The sequence below is a fragment of the Hydrogenivirga caldilitoris genome, from assembly GCF_003664005.1.
Classification (GTDB): Bacteria; Aquificota; Aquificia; order Aquificales; family Aquificaceae; genus Hydrogenivirga; species Hydrogenivirga caldilitoris.
On record NZ_RCCJ01000001.1, the window covers coordinates 1,406,954 to 1,423,307 of the forward strand.

21 protein-coding genes are annotated in these 16,354 nt (G+C 47.1%); 10 read left to right on the forward strand and 11 right to left on the reverse strand.

Annotated elements, in window-relative coordinates:
- Positions 1-37 precede the first annotated feature (37 nt).
- Together leuD and BCF55_RS07670 are read left to right on the forward strand one after the other, a co-directional pair.
- Positions 38-544, forward strand: a complete 507-nt coding sequence (gene leuD / locus BCF55_RS07665; RefSeq protein WP_121012344.1) for a 3-isopropylmalate dehydratase small subunit — start codon at positions 38-40, stop codon at positions 542-544.
- Positions 516-1,124 (forward strand): L-threonylcarbamoyladenylate synthase, encoded by a 609-nt coding sequence (locus tag BCF55_RS07670; RefSeq protein ID WP_121012347.1) that lies wholly within the window; start codon positions 516-518, stop codon positions 1,122-1,124. Before leuD ends, BCF55_RS07670 begins: the two co-directional genes overlap by 29 nt.
- Before the next feature lie 107 nt (positions 1,125-1,231).
- Here BCF55_RS07670 and BCF55_RS07675 read toward each other — a convergent pair whose 3' ends face one another.
- Complete coding sequence (locus BCF55_RS07675) at positions 1,232-2,626, reverse strand: FAD-binding oxidoreductase (RefSeq protein ID WP_121012350.1); 1,395 nt, start codon at positions 2,624-2,626, stop codon at positions 1,232-1,234.
- Positions 2,627-2,638: 12 nt separating this feature from the next.
- Positions 2,639-3,115 carry a mechanosensitive ion channel family protein gene (locus BCF55_RS07680; RefSeq protein WP_121012353.1) on the reverse strand — a complete coding sequence of 159 codons (477 nt, stop codon included), beginning with the start codon at positions 3,113-3,115 and terminating at the stop codon, positions 2,639-2,641.
- 39 nt (positions 3,116-3,154) lie between these two features.
- Here BCF55_RS07680 and sppA point away from each other — a divergent pair, with 39 nt between their 5' ends.
- Genes sppA through BCF55_RS07720 form a run of 8 tightly spaced genes read left to right on the forward strand, consistent with a single transcriptional unit; the run spans position 3,155 to position 10,255 of the window.
- Positions 3,155-3,997, forward strand: a complete 843-nt coding sequence (gene sppA, locus BCF55_RS07685) for a signal peptide peptidase SppA (RefSeq protein WP_170144772.1) — start codon at positions 3,155-3,157, stop codon at positions 3,995-3,997.
- A gap of 2 nt (positions 3,998-3,999) precedes the next feature.
- The gene (locus tag BCF55_RS07690) at positions 4,000-4,590 is read left to right on the forward strand and encodes a flavin reductase family protein (protein ID WP_121012356.1); all 591 of its coding nucleotides are present in this window, start codon (positions 4,000-4,002) and stop codon (positions 4,588-4,590) included.
- Positions 4,587-5,567: a D-alanine--D-alanine ligase family protein gene (locus tag BCF55_RS07695; RefSeq protein ID WP_121012359.1), complete on the forward strand. Its 981-nt coding sequence runs from the start codon at positions 4,587-4,589 to the stop codon at positions 5,565-5,567. Before BCF55_RS07690 ends, BCF55_RS07695 begins: the two co-directional genes overlap by 4 nt.
- A complete protein-coding gene (locus BCF55_RS07700; RefSeq protein WP_121012362.1) occupies positions 5,560-7,179 on the forward strand; it encodes a gamma-glutamyltransferase family protein in 1,620 nt (539 codons plus the stop codon). Before BCF55_RS07695 ends, BCF55_RS07700 begins: the two co-directional genes overlap by 8 nt.
- Positions 7,179-7,916 (forward strand): N-formylglutamate amidohydrolase, encoded by a 738-nt coding sequence (locus tag BCF55_RS07705; RefSeq protein ID WP_121012365.1) that lies wholly within the window; start codon positions 7,179-7,181, stop codon positions 7,914-7,916. The genes BCF55_RS07700 and BCF55_RS07705 overlap by 1 nt, the downstream gene beginning before the upstream one ends.
- Positions 7,917-7,925: 9 nt before the next feature.
- The gene (gene folP, locus BCF55_RS07710; RefSeq protein ID WP_121012368.1) at positions 7,926-9,119 is read left to right on the forward strand and encodes a dihydropteroate synthase; all 1,194 of its coding nucleotides are present in this window, start codon (positions 7,926-7,928) and stop codon (positions 9,117-9,119) included.
- Positions 9,109-9,879, forward strand: a complete 771-nt coding sequence (gene cdaA, locus BCF55_RS07715; RefSeq protein WP_121012371.1) for a diadenylate cyclase CdaA — start codon at positions 9,109-9,111, stop codon at positions 9,877-9,879. The genes folP and cdaA overlap by 11 nt, the downstream gene beginning before the upstream one ends.
- Positions 9,866-10,255: a YbbR-like domain-containing protein gene (locus BCF55_RS07720; protein WP_121012374.1), complete on the forward strand. Its 390-nt coding sequence runs from the start codon at positions 9,866-9,868 to the stop codon at positions 10,253-10,255. The genes cdaA and BCF55_RS07720 overlap by 14 nt, the downstream gene beginning before the upstream one ends.
- Before the next feature lie 13 nt (positions 10,256-10,268).
- Here the strand turns inward: BCF55_RS07720 and erpA are convergent, their stop codons facing one another.
- Genes erpA through BCF55_RS07765 form a run of 9 tightly spaced genes read right to left on the reverse strand, consistent with a single transcriptional unit; the run spans position 10,269 to position 16,333 of the window.
- Positions 10,269-10,619 carry an iron-sulfur cluster insertion protein ErpA gene (gene erpA, locus BCF55_RS07725; protein WP_121012377.1) on the reverse strand — a complete coding sequence of 117 codons (351 nt, stop codon included), beginning with the start codon at positions 10,617-10,619 and terminating at the stop codon, positions 10,269-10,271.
- A gap of 39 nt (positions 10,620-10,658) precedes the next feature.
- Positions 10,659-10,883 carry a LapA family protein gene (locus tag BCF55_RS07730; RefSeq protein WP_121012380.1) on the reverse strand — a complete coding sequence of 75 codons (225 nt, stop codon included), beginning with the start codon at positions 10,881-10,883 and terminating at the stop codon, positions 10,659-10,661.
- On the reverse strand, positions 10,880-11,860 hold the full coding sequence (gene pdxA / locus BCF55_RS07735) for a 4-hydroxythreonine-4-phosphate dehydrogenase PdxA (protein ID WP_245960417.1): 981 nt from the start codon (positions 11,858-11,860) through the stop codon (positions 10,880-10,882). The genes BCF55_RS07730 and pdxA overlap by 4 nt, the downstream gene beginning before the upstream one ends.
- Positions 11,838-12,182 (reverse strand): 6-pyruvoyl trahydropterin synthase family protein, encoded by a 345-nt coding sequence (locus BCF55_RS07740; protein WP_121012386.1) that lies wholly within the window; start codon positions 12,180-12,182, stop codon positions 11,838-11,840. The genes pdxA and BCF55_RS07740 overlap by 23 nt, the downstream gene beginning before the upstream one ends.
- Positions 12,148-12,921: a GGDEF domain-containing protein gene (locus BCF55_RS07745; RefSeq protein ID WP_121012389.1), complete on the reverse strand. Its 774-nt coding sequence runs from the start codon at positions 12,919-12,921 to the stop codon at positions 12,148-12,150. Before BCF55_RS07745 ends, BCF55_RS07740 begins: the two co-directional genes overlap by 35 nt.
- Positions 12,914-13,156: a hypothetical protein gene (locus tag BCF55_RS07750; protein WP_121012392.1), complete on the reverse strand. Its 243-nt coding sequence runs from the start codon at positions 13,154-13,156 to the stop codon at positions 12,914-12,916. The genes BCF55_RS07745 and BCF55_RS07750 overlap by 8 nt, the downstream gene beginning before the upstream one ends.
- Positions 13,156-14,196 carry a PHP domain-containing protein gene (locus BCF55_RS07755; RefSeq protein ID WP_121012395.1) on the reverse strand — a complete coding sequence of 347 codons (1,041 nt, stop codon included), beginning with the start codon at positions 14,194-14,196 and terminating at the stop codon, positions 13,156-13,158. The genes BCF55_RS07750 and BCF55_RS07755 overlap by 1 nt, the downstream gene beginning before the upstream one ends.
- Positions 14,193-15,380, reverse strand: a complete 1,188-nt coding sequence (gene trpS / locus BCF55_RS07760; protein ID WP_121012398.1) for a tryptophan--tRNA ligase — start codon at positions 15,378-15,380, stop codon at positions 14,193-14,195. The genes BCF55_RS07755 and trpS overlap by 4 nt, the downstream gene beginning before the upstream one ends.
- A gap of 11 nt (positions 15,381-15,391) precedes the next feature.
- A complete protein-coding gene (locus BCF55_RS07765) occupies positions 15,392-16,333 on the reverse strand; it encodes a dihydroorotate dehydrogenase (protein WP_121012400.1) in 942 nt (313 codons plus the stop codon).
- Between the last annotated feature and the right edge of the window lie 21 nt (positions 16,334-16,354).

The window sequence follows — 16,354 nt, forward strand, 5'->3', positions numbered from 1 at the left end:
CCTTTTTAGAACTTAATCCCTGTGCTATACTTTCTGTATGAGAACGGTTATAAGGGGAAAGGTCTGGAAGTTTGGAGATAACGTTGACACCGACCAGATAATTCCGGCGAGGTATCTCAACACCTCCGACCCTTACGAGCTCGCCAAGCACGTTATGGAGGACTCGGAGCACCCGGAGTTTGCAAAGGAACACAAAGAAGGGGACATTATCGTGGCGGGAAGGAACTTCGGCTCAGGCTCTTCAAGGGAGCACGCTCCCATTGCCATAAAGTTCGCCGGTGTTCCTGTTGTGATAGCCAAGTCCTTCGCGAGGATATTCTTCAGGAACGCGATAAACATAGGTCTCCCCATAGTGGAGGCTCCCGAAGCGGTTGACGAGATAAACCACGGGGACGAAGTAGAGGTTGATTTAGAGAAGGGAATTGTCAGGAACCTGACCACAGGAAAGGAGTATAAGGCTACAAAGTTCCCCGAGGAGCTTCAGGCAATCCTCAGGGCAGGCGGACTCATGGAGTATGCGAAGAGTAAGCTCAAAAAGTCCTGAAGCGGTCCGCTTAGCCTCGGAAGTTCTCTCTGAGGGTGAGTTCGTAGTTGCACCAACGGATACCATATACGGTATTCTCGCCGACGCTTTAAACTACGAAGCCGTTCAGAGACTCAAAAGACTGAGGAGACCCTCCGGAAGACCTTTCTTAGTCCTCGTTCCCGATGTGTTCTGGGTCAGAAAGCTCGGTCTTGAGGCGGACAGAAGGACTATGAAGCTTCTTGCCGTTCCCGGTCTTACCCTCGTCCTTAAAAAAAGGAAGAACCTCTACCACTGGCTCGGTGGTCAAACAGTAGCGGTCAGATGTCCGAGGAGGGGGTTTATCGTGGACCTCCTCAGGGATTTCGGAAGACCCGTTGTGGCTCCGAGCGCAAACCTTGAGGGAAAGCCTCCGGCAAGTACGATAGAGGAAGCCATTAAATACTTCGGGGACAGCGTATCCCTTTACGTGGACGGCTGTAAGATAGAGGGGAAACCCTCCACGATTCTGAAACTCACCGGCGGGGATATTAAGGTTATCAGGAGCGGGAGGTTAAGCTCTTCCTGCTTGAAGAGGTTGTTAAGAGGAGCTAAACTTTAAAGCATGATAGAGGAAGGAAAGGTAACCCTTGAGCTCGTTTACGAAGTGGTTGAGGAGAGAACCGCCAAGCTTAAGGAGAGCATAAACAAACTAATACTCAGAAGATCCTAAATCTCTATGACCTTTCCGGGATTAAACAGGTTCTTGGGGTCAAATAAAAGCTTTATTCCTCTTAACAGCTCGTAGCCCGTATCTCCAAACTGCCACTTTAAAAACTTCTTCTTGGTAAGACCCACGCCGTGCTCTCCCGTTATGGAGCCATGATAGGAGAGGGCGAGCTCAAAGACCTCATCCACAGCCTTTTCGGCTCTCTCCTCCTCTTCCCTGTTGGCTTTATCGTAAAGGAAATTTACGTGAAGGTTCCCGTCCCCTATGTGTCCGAAGACCACCATCAGGAGGTCGTACTTCTTGGCTATCTCCCTGAGTTTTGGAAGGGCTTCGGCGAGGTATGTCCTCGGAAAGACTATATCCTCGTTTATCTTACCGCTCCTGAGGTTCCCTAAAGCAGGTCCCAGATTCTTCCTTGCGGTCCAGAGCTTCTCGGCTTCTCTCTCGTCGGAAGCGACCCTTACCTCTATACCCATACCGGTGAGCAGCTGCTTCACCTCCTCTATCTGCTCCCTCACCGCAGTCTTTGAACCGTCCACCTCAATCAGGAGGAGTGCCTCCACGTCTTTCGGAAGTCCTACAGGTTTGTAGTCCTCAACGGCTCTTATGGCATCCCTGTCCATGAACTCTAAAGCGGAAGGGAATATACCAGAGGTCATTATCTTCGTAACTGCTCTGCCCACCGTCTCAAGGTCGTCAAAGAGCGCCAGAGCTGTTGCCCTCGCCTGAGGCTTAGGGATAAGCTTGAGTGTCGCCTCCGTAAGGAGTCCGAGAGTTCCCTCCGAACCGACGAAGAGCTTTGTTATGTCGTACCCCGCAACGTCCTTGAGTATGGGGTTTCCCGTCTTAAGAACCTTTCCTTCCTTTATGACAGCCTCAATACCTAAGACGTACTCCCTCGTTACACCGTACTTCAGACACCTGGGACCTCCAGCGTTCTCCGCTATGTTCCCTCCGATGGTTGAGTACTTGAAGGAGGAGGGGTCAGGAGGATAAAAGAGCCCCAGTTTCTCAACATGCTCCTGAAACTCATAGGTGACAACTCCCGGCTGGACTCTGGCGGTTGCATTGTCCACATCAACCACGAATCTGGTCATCTTTTCAAAGGACACAACAACACCCCTTTCAGTTGTAGGGACAGCCCCTCCTGTGAGACCAGAGCCAGCACCCCTTGGAAAGATGGGAATATCCTCTTCGTAGCACACCTCTACGAGTTTTATCACATCCTCTCTATTTTCTGGAAAAATCACAGCCGACGGAACCGCCCTTTCTATGGGGATGGGGGTAGCATCGTAGGAATACAATTTTCTCTCCACCAGTGAGGTGTTAACCTTTTCCTTACCAAGAACATCTATTAACCTATCTATACCCTTTTTCTTGACTATTCCAAACATAAGGAAAATATATCATTCCTTCTTTACAGCGATTATGTTTGTGAACATGGTTGAGTTAGGAATGAGGATAACCTCTCCCTCTCTTTCAATCACCGTGTAGCGGAAGTTCACCTCAACCACCTTTCCCTCGTACCCACCAACCTTTATCACATCACCTATCTTGAAGGGGTTATAGAGGATTATAAGGATTCCAGAGAGAAGGTTAGAGATTATATCCTTCAGGGCAAAACCGAGGGCGAAACCTGTAAGACCAAGACCTGCAATAAGAGCACTCACGTTCACACCCAGCATCCCGAGAGACGTTATGAGACCTATTGAGACCACAGTAACATAGAGAAAGTTAGATATGAGGCTCAGAACGCTGAGCTTCTCACTGCCGAACCTCTCCTTCAGGGAGTAAACCCTTCCCTTTACCAAAGAGGCAAGGATAAAGGAAGCGAAGAGCACCAGGGCTGACAAGAAGACCTTTTGAAGGGTATCACCATCCATGTGAAACCAAACCTCCTCAGCAGTTTAAAATATACAACCATGAAAAAGCTTATCCTCCTGCTGGGACTATTACTTATAATTGCTATCATGCTTACTGCTGTACTTTCCAGAATCCCTGTAGGGGACAGGGTGGCAATAGTAAAGATAGCTGGTGTTATAGTGAATCCCCTGCCTACGGTAAAGAAGATTGAAAAACTTAGAAAGGATAAGAGCGTCAAGGCTCTGGTCATAAGGGTTGACAGCCCTGGCGGTTCGGTTGGAGCCTCTCAGGAGATATACAGGGCAATAGAGAGGTTCAGAGCGGAAGGTAAGCCGGTGGTTGTTTCTATGGGTAACGTCGCCGCTTCTGGGGGTTACTACGTCTCCGCTCCGGCGGATTACATCTTCGCCAATCCGGGAACAATAACGGGAAGCATAGGTGTGATAATCCAGCACGTGGCTTACAAGGAGCTGATGGAGAAGATAGGAGTTAAGGCAACAGCCATAAAAACGGGTAAGTTCAAGGATACTTTAAATCCCTTTAGAGAGCTAACACCTGAGGAAAAGAAGTACCTTCAGGAGACTATAAACGAAGCCTACGAGCAGTTTATTCAGGCAATCCTGAAGTACAGAGGTAAGAAGATAAGCGAGGATAAGCTCAGAGAGGTCGCAGACGGAAGGGTTATGACAGGTGAGAAGGCTAAGGAGCTCGGTTTAGTTGATGAGGTTGGCGGTCTGGAAGATGCGGTTGAGAAGGCTAAGGAGCTTGCAGGAGTTCCAAAGGCACGGGAGTTCTTCGTTCCTGAAGAAAAGACCTTACTACAGAAGGTTTTGGGCGGTGAGATAGAAGAGCTGAAAGTTTTGAACTCCTACAGCCCCCTCTTCTACCTGATGAGCTTCTGAAGATGGAGTTCGTTGTAGGGAAAACGGACGGAGACACCCTTTTCAGACTTGTCTTAGGTCTTATAGTTCCGAGACCCATAGGCTGGGTCTCCACCGTAAGTAAGGAGGGCGTGAGGAACATAGCTCCTTTCAGTTTCTTCAACGCCGTGAACGACGAGCCGCCGGTCCTTATGATATCGGTGAGTGACAGGGACGACGGAACTCCGAAGGATACGGTGAAGAACATCCTTGATACGGGAGAGTTCGTTGTGAATATGGTCACCGAAGACCTCTTTGAGAATATGCTTACCACTTCGGAGGGATTCCCGCCGGAGGTAGATGAGTTTGAGATGGCAGGGTTGACCCCAGAAGACAGCATACTAATTAAAGCGCCCAGGATAAAGGAAGCAAAGGTAAGTTTTGAGTGCAGGCTCTTCAGGCACGAGAAGGTTTACGATATGCACCTGATTCTGGGGGAAGTGGTCCTTATAAAGGTTCAGGATGGACTTGTAGATGAGGAGGGAAGGGTTAATTACAGCTTCTACAGACCCATTGGGAGACTTGGAGGAGCTTACTATTTGAAGCTCCACCCTGAGTGTATAATACGCATATGAATGTAGCTGTTGTTTTCAACGAGGACTTTTCGGGAGTCTTCAAGCTCAGAAGCGTTCCCACGAAGGAAAGGTACACAAGGAAGGTTGTAGAGGAAATAGCTGAAGCTCTCAGGTTTAATGGACATAAGGTAGAGGTCTTTGATGCGAACCTCTCACTCTTTGAAAACCTATTGTCTTTCGTAAAAGAGCATGGGTCTGATAGTACCGCGGTTTTCAACCTCGCCTATGGGATACAGGGGGAATGCAGGTATTCCCACATACCGGGGGTTCTTGAACTCTTGGGTATCATGTACACAGGGTCAGGACCACTCGGACACTCGTTAGCTCTGGATAAGGTTGCAACCAAGCTGATATTCCAGACATGGGGAATACCGACCCCCGAATTTTGGGTAGTATCAAAAATTGAAGACTTGCCCAGTGAGCTTTACTTTCCCCTTATAGTGAAACCAAGAATGGAGGCAAGCTCATTCGGTATCCATCTCGTGTGGAATAGGGCTGAACTTGAGGAGGCTGTTTACAACGTAATTGAGAACTTCCACCAGGATGCACTTATAGAAAGGTTTATAGAAGGTAGGGAATTCAATATAGGCTTAATAGGAAACGGCGAAGAGCTCAAAGAGCTACCAATCACAGAGATAGATTTTGGAGACACCGCTTTCGGTATATACACCCATGAAGCCAAGTTAAAAACCTCTTACAGAAGGCTCTGCCCTGCACCCCTTGAAGAAGAAACCATTGATGAGATCGCAAGGCTCTCTAAAAAAGCCTTCCGTGCCCTGAAGTTGAGGGATTACGCAAGGTTTGATATTAGGATGGATAAGGACGGTGAACTCTACTTCCTAGAGGTAAACTCAATGGCTCATCTCTCCAGGAATGCCTCCTTTTTCCTTGCAGCTCAGACAACAGGCTACACCTACGAGGAATTTATAAACGAAATACTTAAAGTGGCCCTGAGGAGGTACGGTGTAGATGCTTGACCTTGAAAGTATAGAGGGTGGATTCAGTCCTTCGGGGAACGGCAAATTTACCGAAGCTGAAAACTGTATGGTTTCAACAGCACACCCAGAGGCAACCAAGGCCGGGGTTGAGATGCTCAGAGCTGGAGGGAACGCCGTTGATGCCGCTTGCGCTGCAGCGTTGGCTCTATCGGTCTGTGAACCTCAGGCGAGCGGAATAGGCGGTCAAACGATGATGCTGATATATACGGGAAAGAAGGTTATAGCGATAGACGGCTCTTCAAGGGCACCTTCCTTAGCTCATGTGAATGCAATATACAGAGAGGATAGAGAGGTGGGTTACAGGGCTACAACCGTACCGAGCACGCTCGCGGTTTTAGGTTACGTTCACAGAAAGTACGGCTCACTACCCTGGAGTCTTATCTGTGAGCACGCCATAAGGGTTGCCTACGAGGGCTATCCCATAACGGAGCTCCAGCATCGTCTTCAACTCAGGGAACTTGAAAACTTCAAAAAGGTGGAGTCCTTTTCCGGCGGAAGGTACTTTCTGAAGGACGGGAAACCTTACAAGCCAGGTGATATATTCAAACAGCCTGACCTTGGGAAACTTTTAGAAGATATAGCTGCAAACGGATTTGAGTACTTTTACCAGGGCAAGCCCGCAAAGGTCATAGATGCGGATATGAGGGAGAACGGGGGACTCCTTAGGTATGATGACCTCGCTCTCATACCCCTTCCCATAGAGAGAAAGCCTGTTGTAGGGAGTTTCAGGGGACTCAAGGTGGTCAGCATGCCTCCTCCCGGAGCGGGTAGACCCTTGATATACGCCCTTCACATGTTTGATTCTGTCCCACCCGACGAGCTTCACAGGGAGAAGATACCTAAGGTTCACCTGCTCATTGAGGTCATAAGGGAAGCTATCCGAGAGTGGACCGGAAGACCTTACGACCCTAACCTGTATCCTCAGCTCTCCCCCAGAAGGATGCTCAGTAAAGAGTACGCCAGGAAGGTTGTAAAGAAGATAATGAGTTCAATAGAGATACACCTCCCTATACATGAAACTTACGACGAGTTCAAAGGGGAGACCACCCACCTGTCAGTTATGGATTCTAAGGGTATGGTGGTGAGCCTCACCCAGTCCATAGAGCGGGTTTACGGTAGCAAAGCCGCCGCCGAAGGTCTCGGATTCCTTTATAACAACTACCTTATGGACTATGAATACGAAAAGGTTGACCACCCCTACTACCTTAGACCCAACTCCATACCCTGGGCAAGCGTTGCACCGACAATCGTATTCTTAGGAGATAAACCATGGCTTGTAATGGGAAGCCCAGGAAGCGAGCGGATATTCTCTGTCCTCACCCAGTTTCTTATAAACATAGTTGATGTGGGCATGTCCATAGACAAAGCAGTAGGCGAGAAGAGAATTCACTCCTCCCTTGGAGGACTGGTAAGCGTTGAGGAAGATGGCTTTGATGAAGAGGTCCTAAGTTACCTTAAAAGAGAGGGTTACAGGGTAAGGATAAAGGACTCCTTCTTCTTTGGCTCAATACAGGCTATCCTCAAGACGAGGAGGGGAACATTCCAAGGGGTTGCAGACCCAAGAAGAGATGGTACTGCGGAGGGGTTTTGATGTTTCCTTGCCTTCTGTCCATACCCCACGGAGGGACGGAGGTTCCCAAGGAAGTTGAAAACCTTTTAATCTTATCACCCGAAGACCTCCTTGAAGATGGAGACCCTTTCACTCAAGAGCTTTACGACCTTGATGCTATTTCAAAGGTTGTTATGAAAGTTGCCAGAGCCATAGTTGATGTAAACAGGGCGCCCAACGACCTACCACCGGAGAACCCAGATGGTGTTTTAAAGACAGAGACCGCTTTCGGAAAGCGAGTATACAGGACGTTTCCCAGCAGGGAGCTAATGGAGGAGCTTCTCAGAAAGTATTACTACCCTTACCACAGGAGAATTCAGGAGGAACTGGATAAAGAGGAAGTACTTATAGCCTTTGATTGCCACTCAATGGCTCCTGTAGCACCCAAGATAGCACCAGACAAGGGGAAGAGACCAGCCTTTTGTTTAGGAGACGCCCACGGTAGGGCATGTCCAAGAGACTTAACTGAGCTTCTGAAAAAATGTCTGATGGAAGTCTTTGAGCTTCCTGACAAGGAAGTCACTATAAACTTACCCTTTGCAGGAGGCTACATAACCAGAACCTACGGGCTAAAACGAAAACCCTGGATACAGATAGAAACAAGAAGAGACCTTTATATGAACTGGGATAAGCTTAAAAAAGACGATAGAAAACTTCTTAAAGTAAGGAGGAAGCTATCCCTTAGTCTGAGCCTGTTCTTTGACAGAGCTTACCTTTAAAATAATTACATGCTGATAAAGCACTTCTCCGATAAAGACCATTTCTACAGGTTCTTAAAAAACAGGGTTGGTGTGTTCTTCAAGGAAGCCGAGGATAGAGCCTTTGAAGGGGTCTTTCACTGCCTCTACTTTGAGTTCACCGAAAATCCGGAACCTATATTCCTATCCGCTCAGAAGAGCTGTATCTCCGTCTTTTCAAACGGAGAAAAGTTCCTTTTATGTGGCAGCGAATCCAACATAAGAAACTTCTGTTCCGAGCTGGTAAGCTACACTGAGACGAAGAGCTTAGCAAGGGAAATACTTGAAGCCTTCATAAGGTACAGGAAGAAAAACTTTCAAATCCAGTATAACAGAAAGATTTTGCCTCTTGGTCTGAAGACAGCAATAATGGGAGTCCTCAACGTCACTCCCGATTCCTTTTCTGACGGAGGACTCTACTCCAAACCAGAGGAAGCCCTAAAAAGGGCTATCCAGATGTACGAGGAAGGCGCTGAGATAATTGACATAGGTGGGGAATCAACGAGACCGGGTTCTGAGAGAATCCCTGCAGAGGAAGAACTCAAAAGGGTTCTCCCAGCTCTTAAACTTATAAGAAAGGAGCTTCCGGAGGCGTGGATATCCGTAGATACTTACAAGTCCGAGGTAGCAAAGGCTTGCCTTGAAGAAGGAGCTGACATCATAAACGACGTGAGCGGTGGCACCTTTGATGAAAAAATTTTTGAGGTCATATCAGAGTATGGCTGCCCTTACGTCCTGACCCATATAAAAGGCAGACCCGAAACCTGGAAAACAGAGCCTATAGTTTACGAAGATGTGATGAATGAAATGGTAAGTTGGTTCAAAGTAAGGCTGGAAAGGATAAGAGAGCTGGGTTATAGAAGGGAAGAGAATCTTATCCTTGACCCAGGGATAGGATTTGGGAAACTTCCAGAGCACAACATAGAGATTCTCAGGAGGTTTGAAGAGCTAAAGGTATTCGGTAAACCTCTTATGGTTGGTGTCTCAAGAAAGTCCTTCATAGGACTCGTCCTGGAAGGTTTCCTCAACAGAAAAACCCAGCCAAAAGAGAGACTGTACGGAAGCTTGGGAGCAGTTGCTCCAGCCGTAATCCAGGGAGCCCATATAGTAAGGGTACATGACGTAAGGGAGACGAGAGAGTTTTTAGCCTTGATTGATGCGGTGAGGACCTACGATGTTTTTTGAACTCCTTAAAGAGCTCTTCGGTTTCAGAGACATTATAGATATCATCACCGTAGCCCTTTTTATTTACGGGATAATCTATTTCTTAGCGGTAACGAAGGGATTTCAGATACTCAGAGGGCTTGTCTTTCTGGGTTTATTCTGGTTTGCTTCTGAGATAATACAGCTCAGAACCTTATCCTGGATATTTGAAAAACTATGGACTCTGGGTTTATTCTCAATAGTGGTCATATTTCAACCTGAAATCAGAAGGACCTTAGCCCGTATAGGTGAAAAAACTAAGGTTATAAAGTTCTCCTCTGTGGAGGAGAGAACCATTGAAAGAATCGTAAGGGCATGCAGGTTCATGTCCGATAGACAGATAGGCGCACTAATTGTAATAGAGAGAAACCAGGATATTGAGGATATAATTGAGGGTTGCGTTTACATAGATGCAACGGTATCCGTTGAGTTGCTCATAACCGTATTCTATCCCATGACACCACTTCACGATGGGGCAGTAGTTATAAGGGGGGAGAGGATAGCCTTTGCCTCATGCGTTCTTCCCCTATCAAAGACCACAGAACTGCCAAAAAAGTACGGTACAAGGCATAGAGCAGCTCTGGGAATAAGTGAGGAGAGCGACGCCATAGCGGTCGTTGTGTCAGAGGAAACCGGAGAGATATCCCTTGCGGTAGAAGGAAAACTTGAGAGGAGTTTAGACCCTGAAATACTCAAGGATAGATTAAGCGAACTTCTGGGGTTAAGACATGAGACTACTTAGAGAGATATTTGTAAAGGACTGGAAGTATAAACTTGCAGCACTGCTTATATCTGTTTCCCTATGGAGTGTTGTTAATTTCGGGAGCAGAACAGCGATAACTGTATCAAGGTACGTGGAGGTGAGAAACCCTAAACCCGAGTTTAACTACAAACTTGAACCGGACAGGGTTGAGATAACCGTCTACGTGGTAGAAAGGCTTCTTCTGTCAAAATTGATAAGCCATGTGAGGGCTTACGTTGATGTTTCTAAGATTGATAAACCTGGAGTTTACAAATTGAACGTTATATCTGAGACTGCCGTTCCTGTGCTGATACACCCAGCGAGTGTGGAACCCCCCGTGATAAAGGTAAGGGTTTTAAAGAAACCGCCCGAGTAGGGCGGTCCTTTTATCAGCCGCAGCTGAATGAGCTTCCGCAGCCACATCCACCAGAGGCGTTGGGATTCCTTATGGTGAATCCACCACCCATGAAGTCAACCACGTAGTCCAGTTCCGCACCGTTTACGTAGGGCATAGAGAAGGCATCTATAACTACCTTAACTCCACCCTGTTCAAAGACGTGGTCTCCCTCTTCAATGGTGTCATCAAATCCCATAGCATACTGAAATCCTGAGCATCCCCCAGGGACAACTCTTACCCTGAGAATAGGATTCTCTATGTTGTTTTCCTGAGCAACCTTGAGTATCTCCTCGGCTGCCTTTTCGCTAACCCTAAACACCATAGTTGTCTGCTGCTCTTGCATATTCCAACCTCCTTTATAAGAATTTGCTTATAAGATACTTCATGAAGATAGCTTCTTTATGACGTAAGTCAAGGGAAAGAAGAGCATTCCCAGTATAAAACCCAAGAAAAAGGAAATCAGAACGATAAGACCCACAGGTAAGGACGGGGTTCTTGTATTTCCCCACAGAACCAACTCAACATTCTGACCGGAGTTCATCAGAAAGAAGTATAGGGATACACCAAACAATATGAGGAACAGCAGTATAAATATTAGACCTTTCATGCTTTAAGATTGTGTATCAATTTCTCAAGAAGTTCAAGGGCTTTCAGACTTGGGTTTTCCTTAGCCAGACCCTTCCACGCTATATCGTAAGCGGTCCCGTGGTCCGGCGAAGTTCTCGGGAACGGAATTCCTACGGTGAGGTTAACACCTTCTTCAAAGGCTAAAAGCTTAAAGGGAATAAGTCCCTGGTCATGGTACATGCATAGGAAGAGGTCATAGTCCTCTCTCTTAAGAAAGGCTGTGTCCGGAACCAGAGGTCCTTCAACCTTAAAGCCTTTCTTCTTAAACTCTTCAACCACCGGAAGTATCTCCTCCATATCTTCCTTTCCTATCTCTCCAAGCTCCCCTGCGTGGGGGTTCAATCCCAGAACACCTACCTTTGGCTCGTACCCGAACAATCTCTTGAATTCCCTGAATATAAGGTTTAGCTTTGAGGATACGTTTTCTCTCTTAACCTTTCTGGGAACTTCACTTACAGGTATATGGGTGGTAAGGAGAACGACCTTTACCTCCTCTGAGTACATAACCATAGCGTACTCTTTAGTGTTTGTAGCCTGAGCCAGATACTCAGTCTGCCCTTCGTAGCTGAATCCGGCTCTACTTGCCCAGAACTTGTTTATAGGCATGGTAAGAAGCCCATCTATGTTCCCGTACACTGCGTCAACAACAGCTCTCGCAAGGTATGCCACCGCAACCTTCCCGGAACTAATAGAAGGCTGAGGCACAGGTTTCTCAAGTATGTTCATATCCAGGATGTAAACTCCAGGATTGTCCACTTCCTGAGCGGAATTTACCTTCAGGTAGTCAAACGCTACGCCCAAGAGAGCTCTTGCCTCAAGAAGCGTCTTCTCCTCACCGTATATAAGGTAAGCTGCATCCTCCTTGAAGTGTTTATACAGCTTGATTATCAACTCCGGACCTATTCCAGCCGGGTCTCCAATGGTTATACCCACCTTATTCACTGTACTCGGCTCCACAATTTTCTGTCTCCCATACCACAACCTTTTTAAGGGTAGGATACCTCTCCTTTACCTTCTTGTAGAGCCACATCGCAAGATTCTCTGCACTGGGAGAGAAGTCAAAAAGCTCATTCAGGAGTTTATAGTCAGGGAGGAGGTCCTTAAGGAAGTTGTCTATTTCAACAAAGTCTATCCCCATACCGCCTTTATCAAGCTCATAAGCCTCCAGATAAACCTCAACCCCCCACGTGTGCCCGTGCAAGGGCTCGGGACTTCCGTGGTAGTCCGTTAGAAAATGTGCTGCGTTAAACTTCCTCTTTACCCTTATCGTCCACGGCATATTTGCGAACCTCTTTAAATATGCTTTTTGACCTGTACATCCTGCTGTCCGCCACATCTATGAGCCTATGTAGGTCCGAACCATCGTTAGGGAAACAAGCGTAGCCTACACTCAAGGTTACGTTTATATCCTCATACTTAACGGAGAAATCACTCACAAGTCTGTTAGCTATCTCCAGTATGTTAGCCTCTTTTTCGGCAGGAAGGATTATAAGAAACTCGTCACCGCCCCATCTCGCTATCATGTCGTACTCCCTTAGCTTGTGCCTGAGCTCCTGAACCACCATCTTAAGAACCAAGTCTCCAGCGTTATGCCCGTACCTGTCGTTCACCTGTTTGAAGTCGTTCAGGTCAACCAGTAATATACAGAACTGCTCCTTCAACCTGCTGGCTTTTTTAACCTCTTCCTTTATATACTCCTCTATGAAGTTCCTGTTGTAAGCTTTCGTAAGCGGGTCATAGAAGGCTGTATGCTCAAGGACTTTCACCGACCTCAGATAGCCGGCAAGCTTTATGACCGATATGGCTATCATGAAGTATCCAACGGCTGTGGTAATGTAAAAGAAAGGGACGAGAGCTTCACTTCCCCAGAATATGTACACCCTTGACAGTGTGACAGCGAGCAACCCTCCAAAAAACCACAGGAGCTCCTTTATGCCTTTGTTTTTCCAGGCTACGAAGAGCAGAGCTGCCATAACTATAAGGAGAAGAAAAGCTTCGTAAATAAGGATTTTAATCATCCTCTATATCCTCTCCCCTCAGGAGACGCTGGGCATAGTTCACACAGTTAAGAACCATGAAGAGGAGAGCGTGTTTATGGGTATCTTCAAAGTTCTCCTTCACCCAGACCGTTCCATCTTCCTTTTCCACAAGACTTATATACTTTAGGGCTTCTTCAGCGAGGGCTTTATTTTGAACCTTCTGTAGTATCCTCTCCCTGACCCAGTCCGGTAAAGGTTTTTCAACCTCAGACATCAACAAACCTCCAACAAATCGGAGACAAACAAGGGCTTAACCCCAAACAGCAACCTCCCGACCTTTAAAGCATAAGTATATCCCAAAACTATATAAAAACCACCCTCCAAGTGAGAAAATTTCGCATTTGAGCCTATAGACTCCCTTTTATCCCCGTACCTGGAGATCAGAACTACATAGGTGTTGTTAAAGGGTGAGTAAACGTTGATGGAATTCTCTTCAATCCAGACAAAGGAGGGTTTACTGGAAAAGGATATCAGGTTAATTCCTTCCTTTATAGACTTTAGCAAGTCTTTCCCGCTTTCTATAGGTGTTCTACTGGTAACGAAATTTCTCATAACTGAGAAGGAAAGCTCGTAGGAAGGTACCATGAGTCTTTTCTTAACCTCTCTAAGGTAAAGCTTCACGTGATGGTCTAAACCTCCCACAACCTTACAGAGCCAGCCCTCCTTAAAATACCTTTCCACGTAAAGCTCAGTGTTTATCAACTTAGTATAGTTGCTGATGATTCTTCTACCAAGGATAGGATACAGGAGGAAGCCTATAAAGAGATAGAGTATAAGTTTGAGCTTGTTTTCAAGGAGTGCATCTCTCAAATCTACAAGCTCAAAGAGATAGTCCCTGGTTTTCTCCAGCTTCCACCTGTACTTACCCCTGAAATGGTGGGCTATAACCTTCAGGTCCCCGATCTCAAGGAGGTCTCCCTGGAGGTTACCCTTATCATCGTTAAGTTTTATCTCCTTTCCCGCTATAAGTTTGTCATCGGCAAAGTTTTTTATATGGTCGTTCCCGTGGTCGGTTACTATGACGTAATCTATCCCCGCCTCCTCCCTTGCCCTTATCACATCCTCAGGCTTCCCAAGGGAATCGTAAGAAAACTGAGTATGAATATGGAGGACATAGGAGTACACGAACACATCGGGAGGCTCCATCAATGGGGCATTAGGTGAAACATCCTTAACAAACCTCACAGGAAAGGCAAAAAACCACAGGGACAAACCCATAAAAAGAGCTAATACCAGTAGGACAATTTCTATCATTTGAGGTTCATGGCTTCCCTAACTTCTGCCATAGTCTCTTGGGCGGAATTCCTCGCCCTCACAGAACCCTCTATGAACACCTCTTCCACCTTCTTTATGTTTTTCTTTATCTCTTCTCTTTTTTCCCTCACAGGGGACAGAAACTCCTCAAGACCCTCAAGCATGAATTTTTTACAGTCCACACATCCGAGCTTTCCACTTCTACAGTCCCTATCTATCTGCTCTATCTTTCCCCTGTCCTTTGTGAAGAGTTTATGATACATGAAGACGGGGCATATCTCCGGTCTTCCGGGGTCGTTCTTCCTCAGCTTCTGAGGGTCGGTGAACATCTTCATTACCTTGAACTGAACTTCCTCCTTACTGTCGGCAAAGAATATGGCGTTGTTGTAGGACTTGCTCATCTTCCTGCCGTCCGTTCCGGGAACCTTCGGAGTCTCTGTGAGTAAAGCCTCCGGCTCGGGGAATACCTCCCCGTAGAGGTAGTTGAACCTCCTCGCTATCTCACGGGTTAGCTCTATGTGGGGGAGCTGATCCTCACCGACAGGAACTCCCTGACCTTTGTATATGAGTATGTCAGCCGCCTGAAGGACAGGGTATCCCAAAAAGCCGTAGGTATCCGTCTCGTAGAAGTCCCTCTTGGAGACGTTGAGATTTTTGAGGAGTTCAGGTTCTATCTCTCCCTCAAATAGGGCGGCTATGAAGGCGTCGGCGAGGTTATCAAGGAGGTGTTCTTCAAACCTCTCAAAGTCCTCAACCTTGTAGGGAATCATGTTTATGAACTCCCTAACCACGTCCCTGAGCCCTCCCCTGAACTGGAGAGCTATGTCCTGAAGCCTCAAGAGGTTGTACTTCATATCCTTGTAGGTCGGGTTCCATTCAAGCCAGCTTTTGGGGGTAATCATGGAAAAGAGCAGGTGGAGCTCAGCGTGCTCCTTTACCTTTGACTGAATGAATAGGATGCTCTTTTCAGGGTCAAGACCGAGGGCGAGCCAGTCTAACATAACCTCTCTAATGTTCCTCTGAAGCTCGTTGGTCTTCTTGTATGCTGTGGTTAAGGCATGCCAGTCCGCTATGAAGAAGAAGGTTTCGTGCTCCTGCTGAAGCTCTGTCCAGTTCTTTATAACGCCAAAGTAATGCCCGAGGTGGAGCTTTCCGGTGGGTCTCATTCCGCTGACTATACGCATAATGAAGTATTTTAGCCTTTTATATCCAGACGGTGTGCTCTTCCTACAAGCTGGGTAAACTTTTCTATATTTTTCTCCTTCATAAAGCTTCCAATTCCCTCAATAACTTTCAGAGGCGATAATGGGTCATAAAAGTTAGCCGTTCCAACTTGAACCGCCGAAGCGCCGGCGTAAATATGTTCCAAGGCATCCTCATGGGTCGTTATCCCTCCCACCCCTATTATCGGGACGGCGGAGCCGTACCTTTCATAGGTCTGCCATATCATACGTACCGCTATGGGGAGTATGGCAGGTCCCGAAAGTCCCCCAGTTTTGGTAGAAAGCTCCGGCCTCTCCTTGTAAATGTTTATCCTCATCCCCAAGAGCGTGTTTATCAGGACGAGTCCATCGGCTCCAGAGTCTATACATACCTTTGCGAACTCCGTAACGTCCGTGACGTTTGGTGAGAGCTTCACGAGGAGGGGTTTCTTTATGCGCTTCTTTGTGTTCTCAACGAGGTTTCCCAAGACAGCAGGGTCATGCCCGAACACGATACCTCCCTTCTTAACGTTGGGGCAGGAGACGTTAAGCTCGTAAGCCACTATCTTGGGTGCATCCTCTAAAGCCAGGCAGACCTCAACGTACTCCTCCTCAGTCTCCCCAAAGACGTTGGCTATGAAGTGGGTGTCTATCTTCTCAATCTCGGGGTATAGCTCCTTCAGAAACTTCTCCACGCCCGGGTTCTGGAGCCCTATGGAGTTGAGCATCCCGCAGGGGGTCTCCACTATCCTCGGAGGCTCGTTTCCAAGGCGGGGTCTTAGGGATATTCCTTTCGTAACTACGGCTCCGAGCTTTGAAACGTCGTATATCTCTCTCGCCTCCAGTCCGTAACCGAAGGTTCCGCTCGCAACCCATACCGGGTTTTTGAAGGTTATTCCGAAGAGGGTTATGGAGAGGGTGGGATTTGCCTGCATCTCTTATTTAGTATAGGTTAA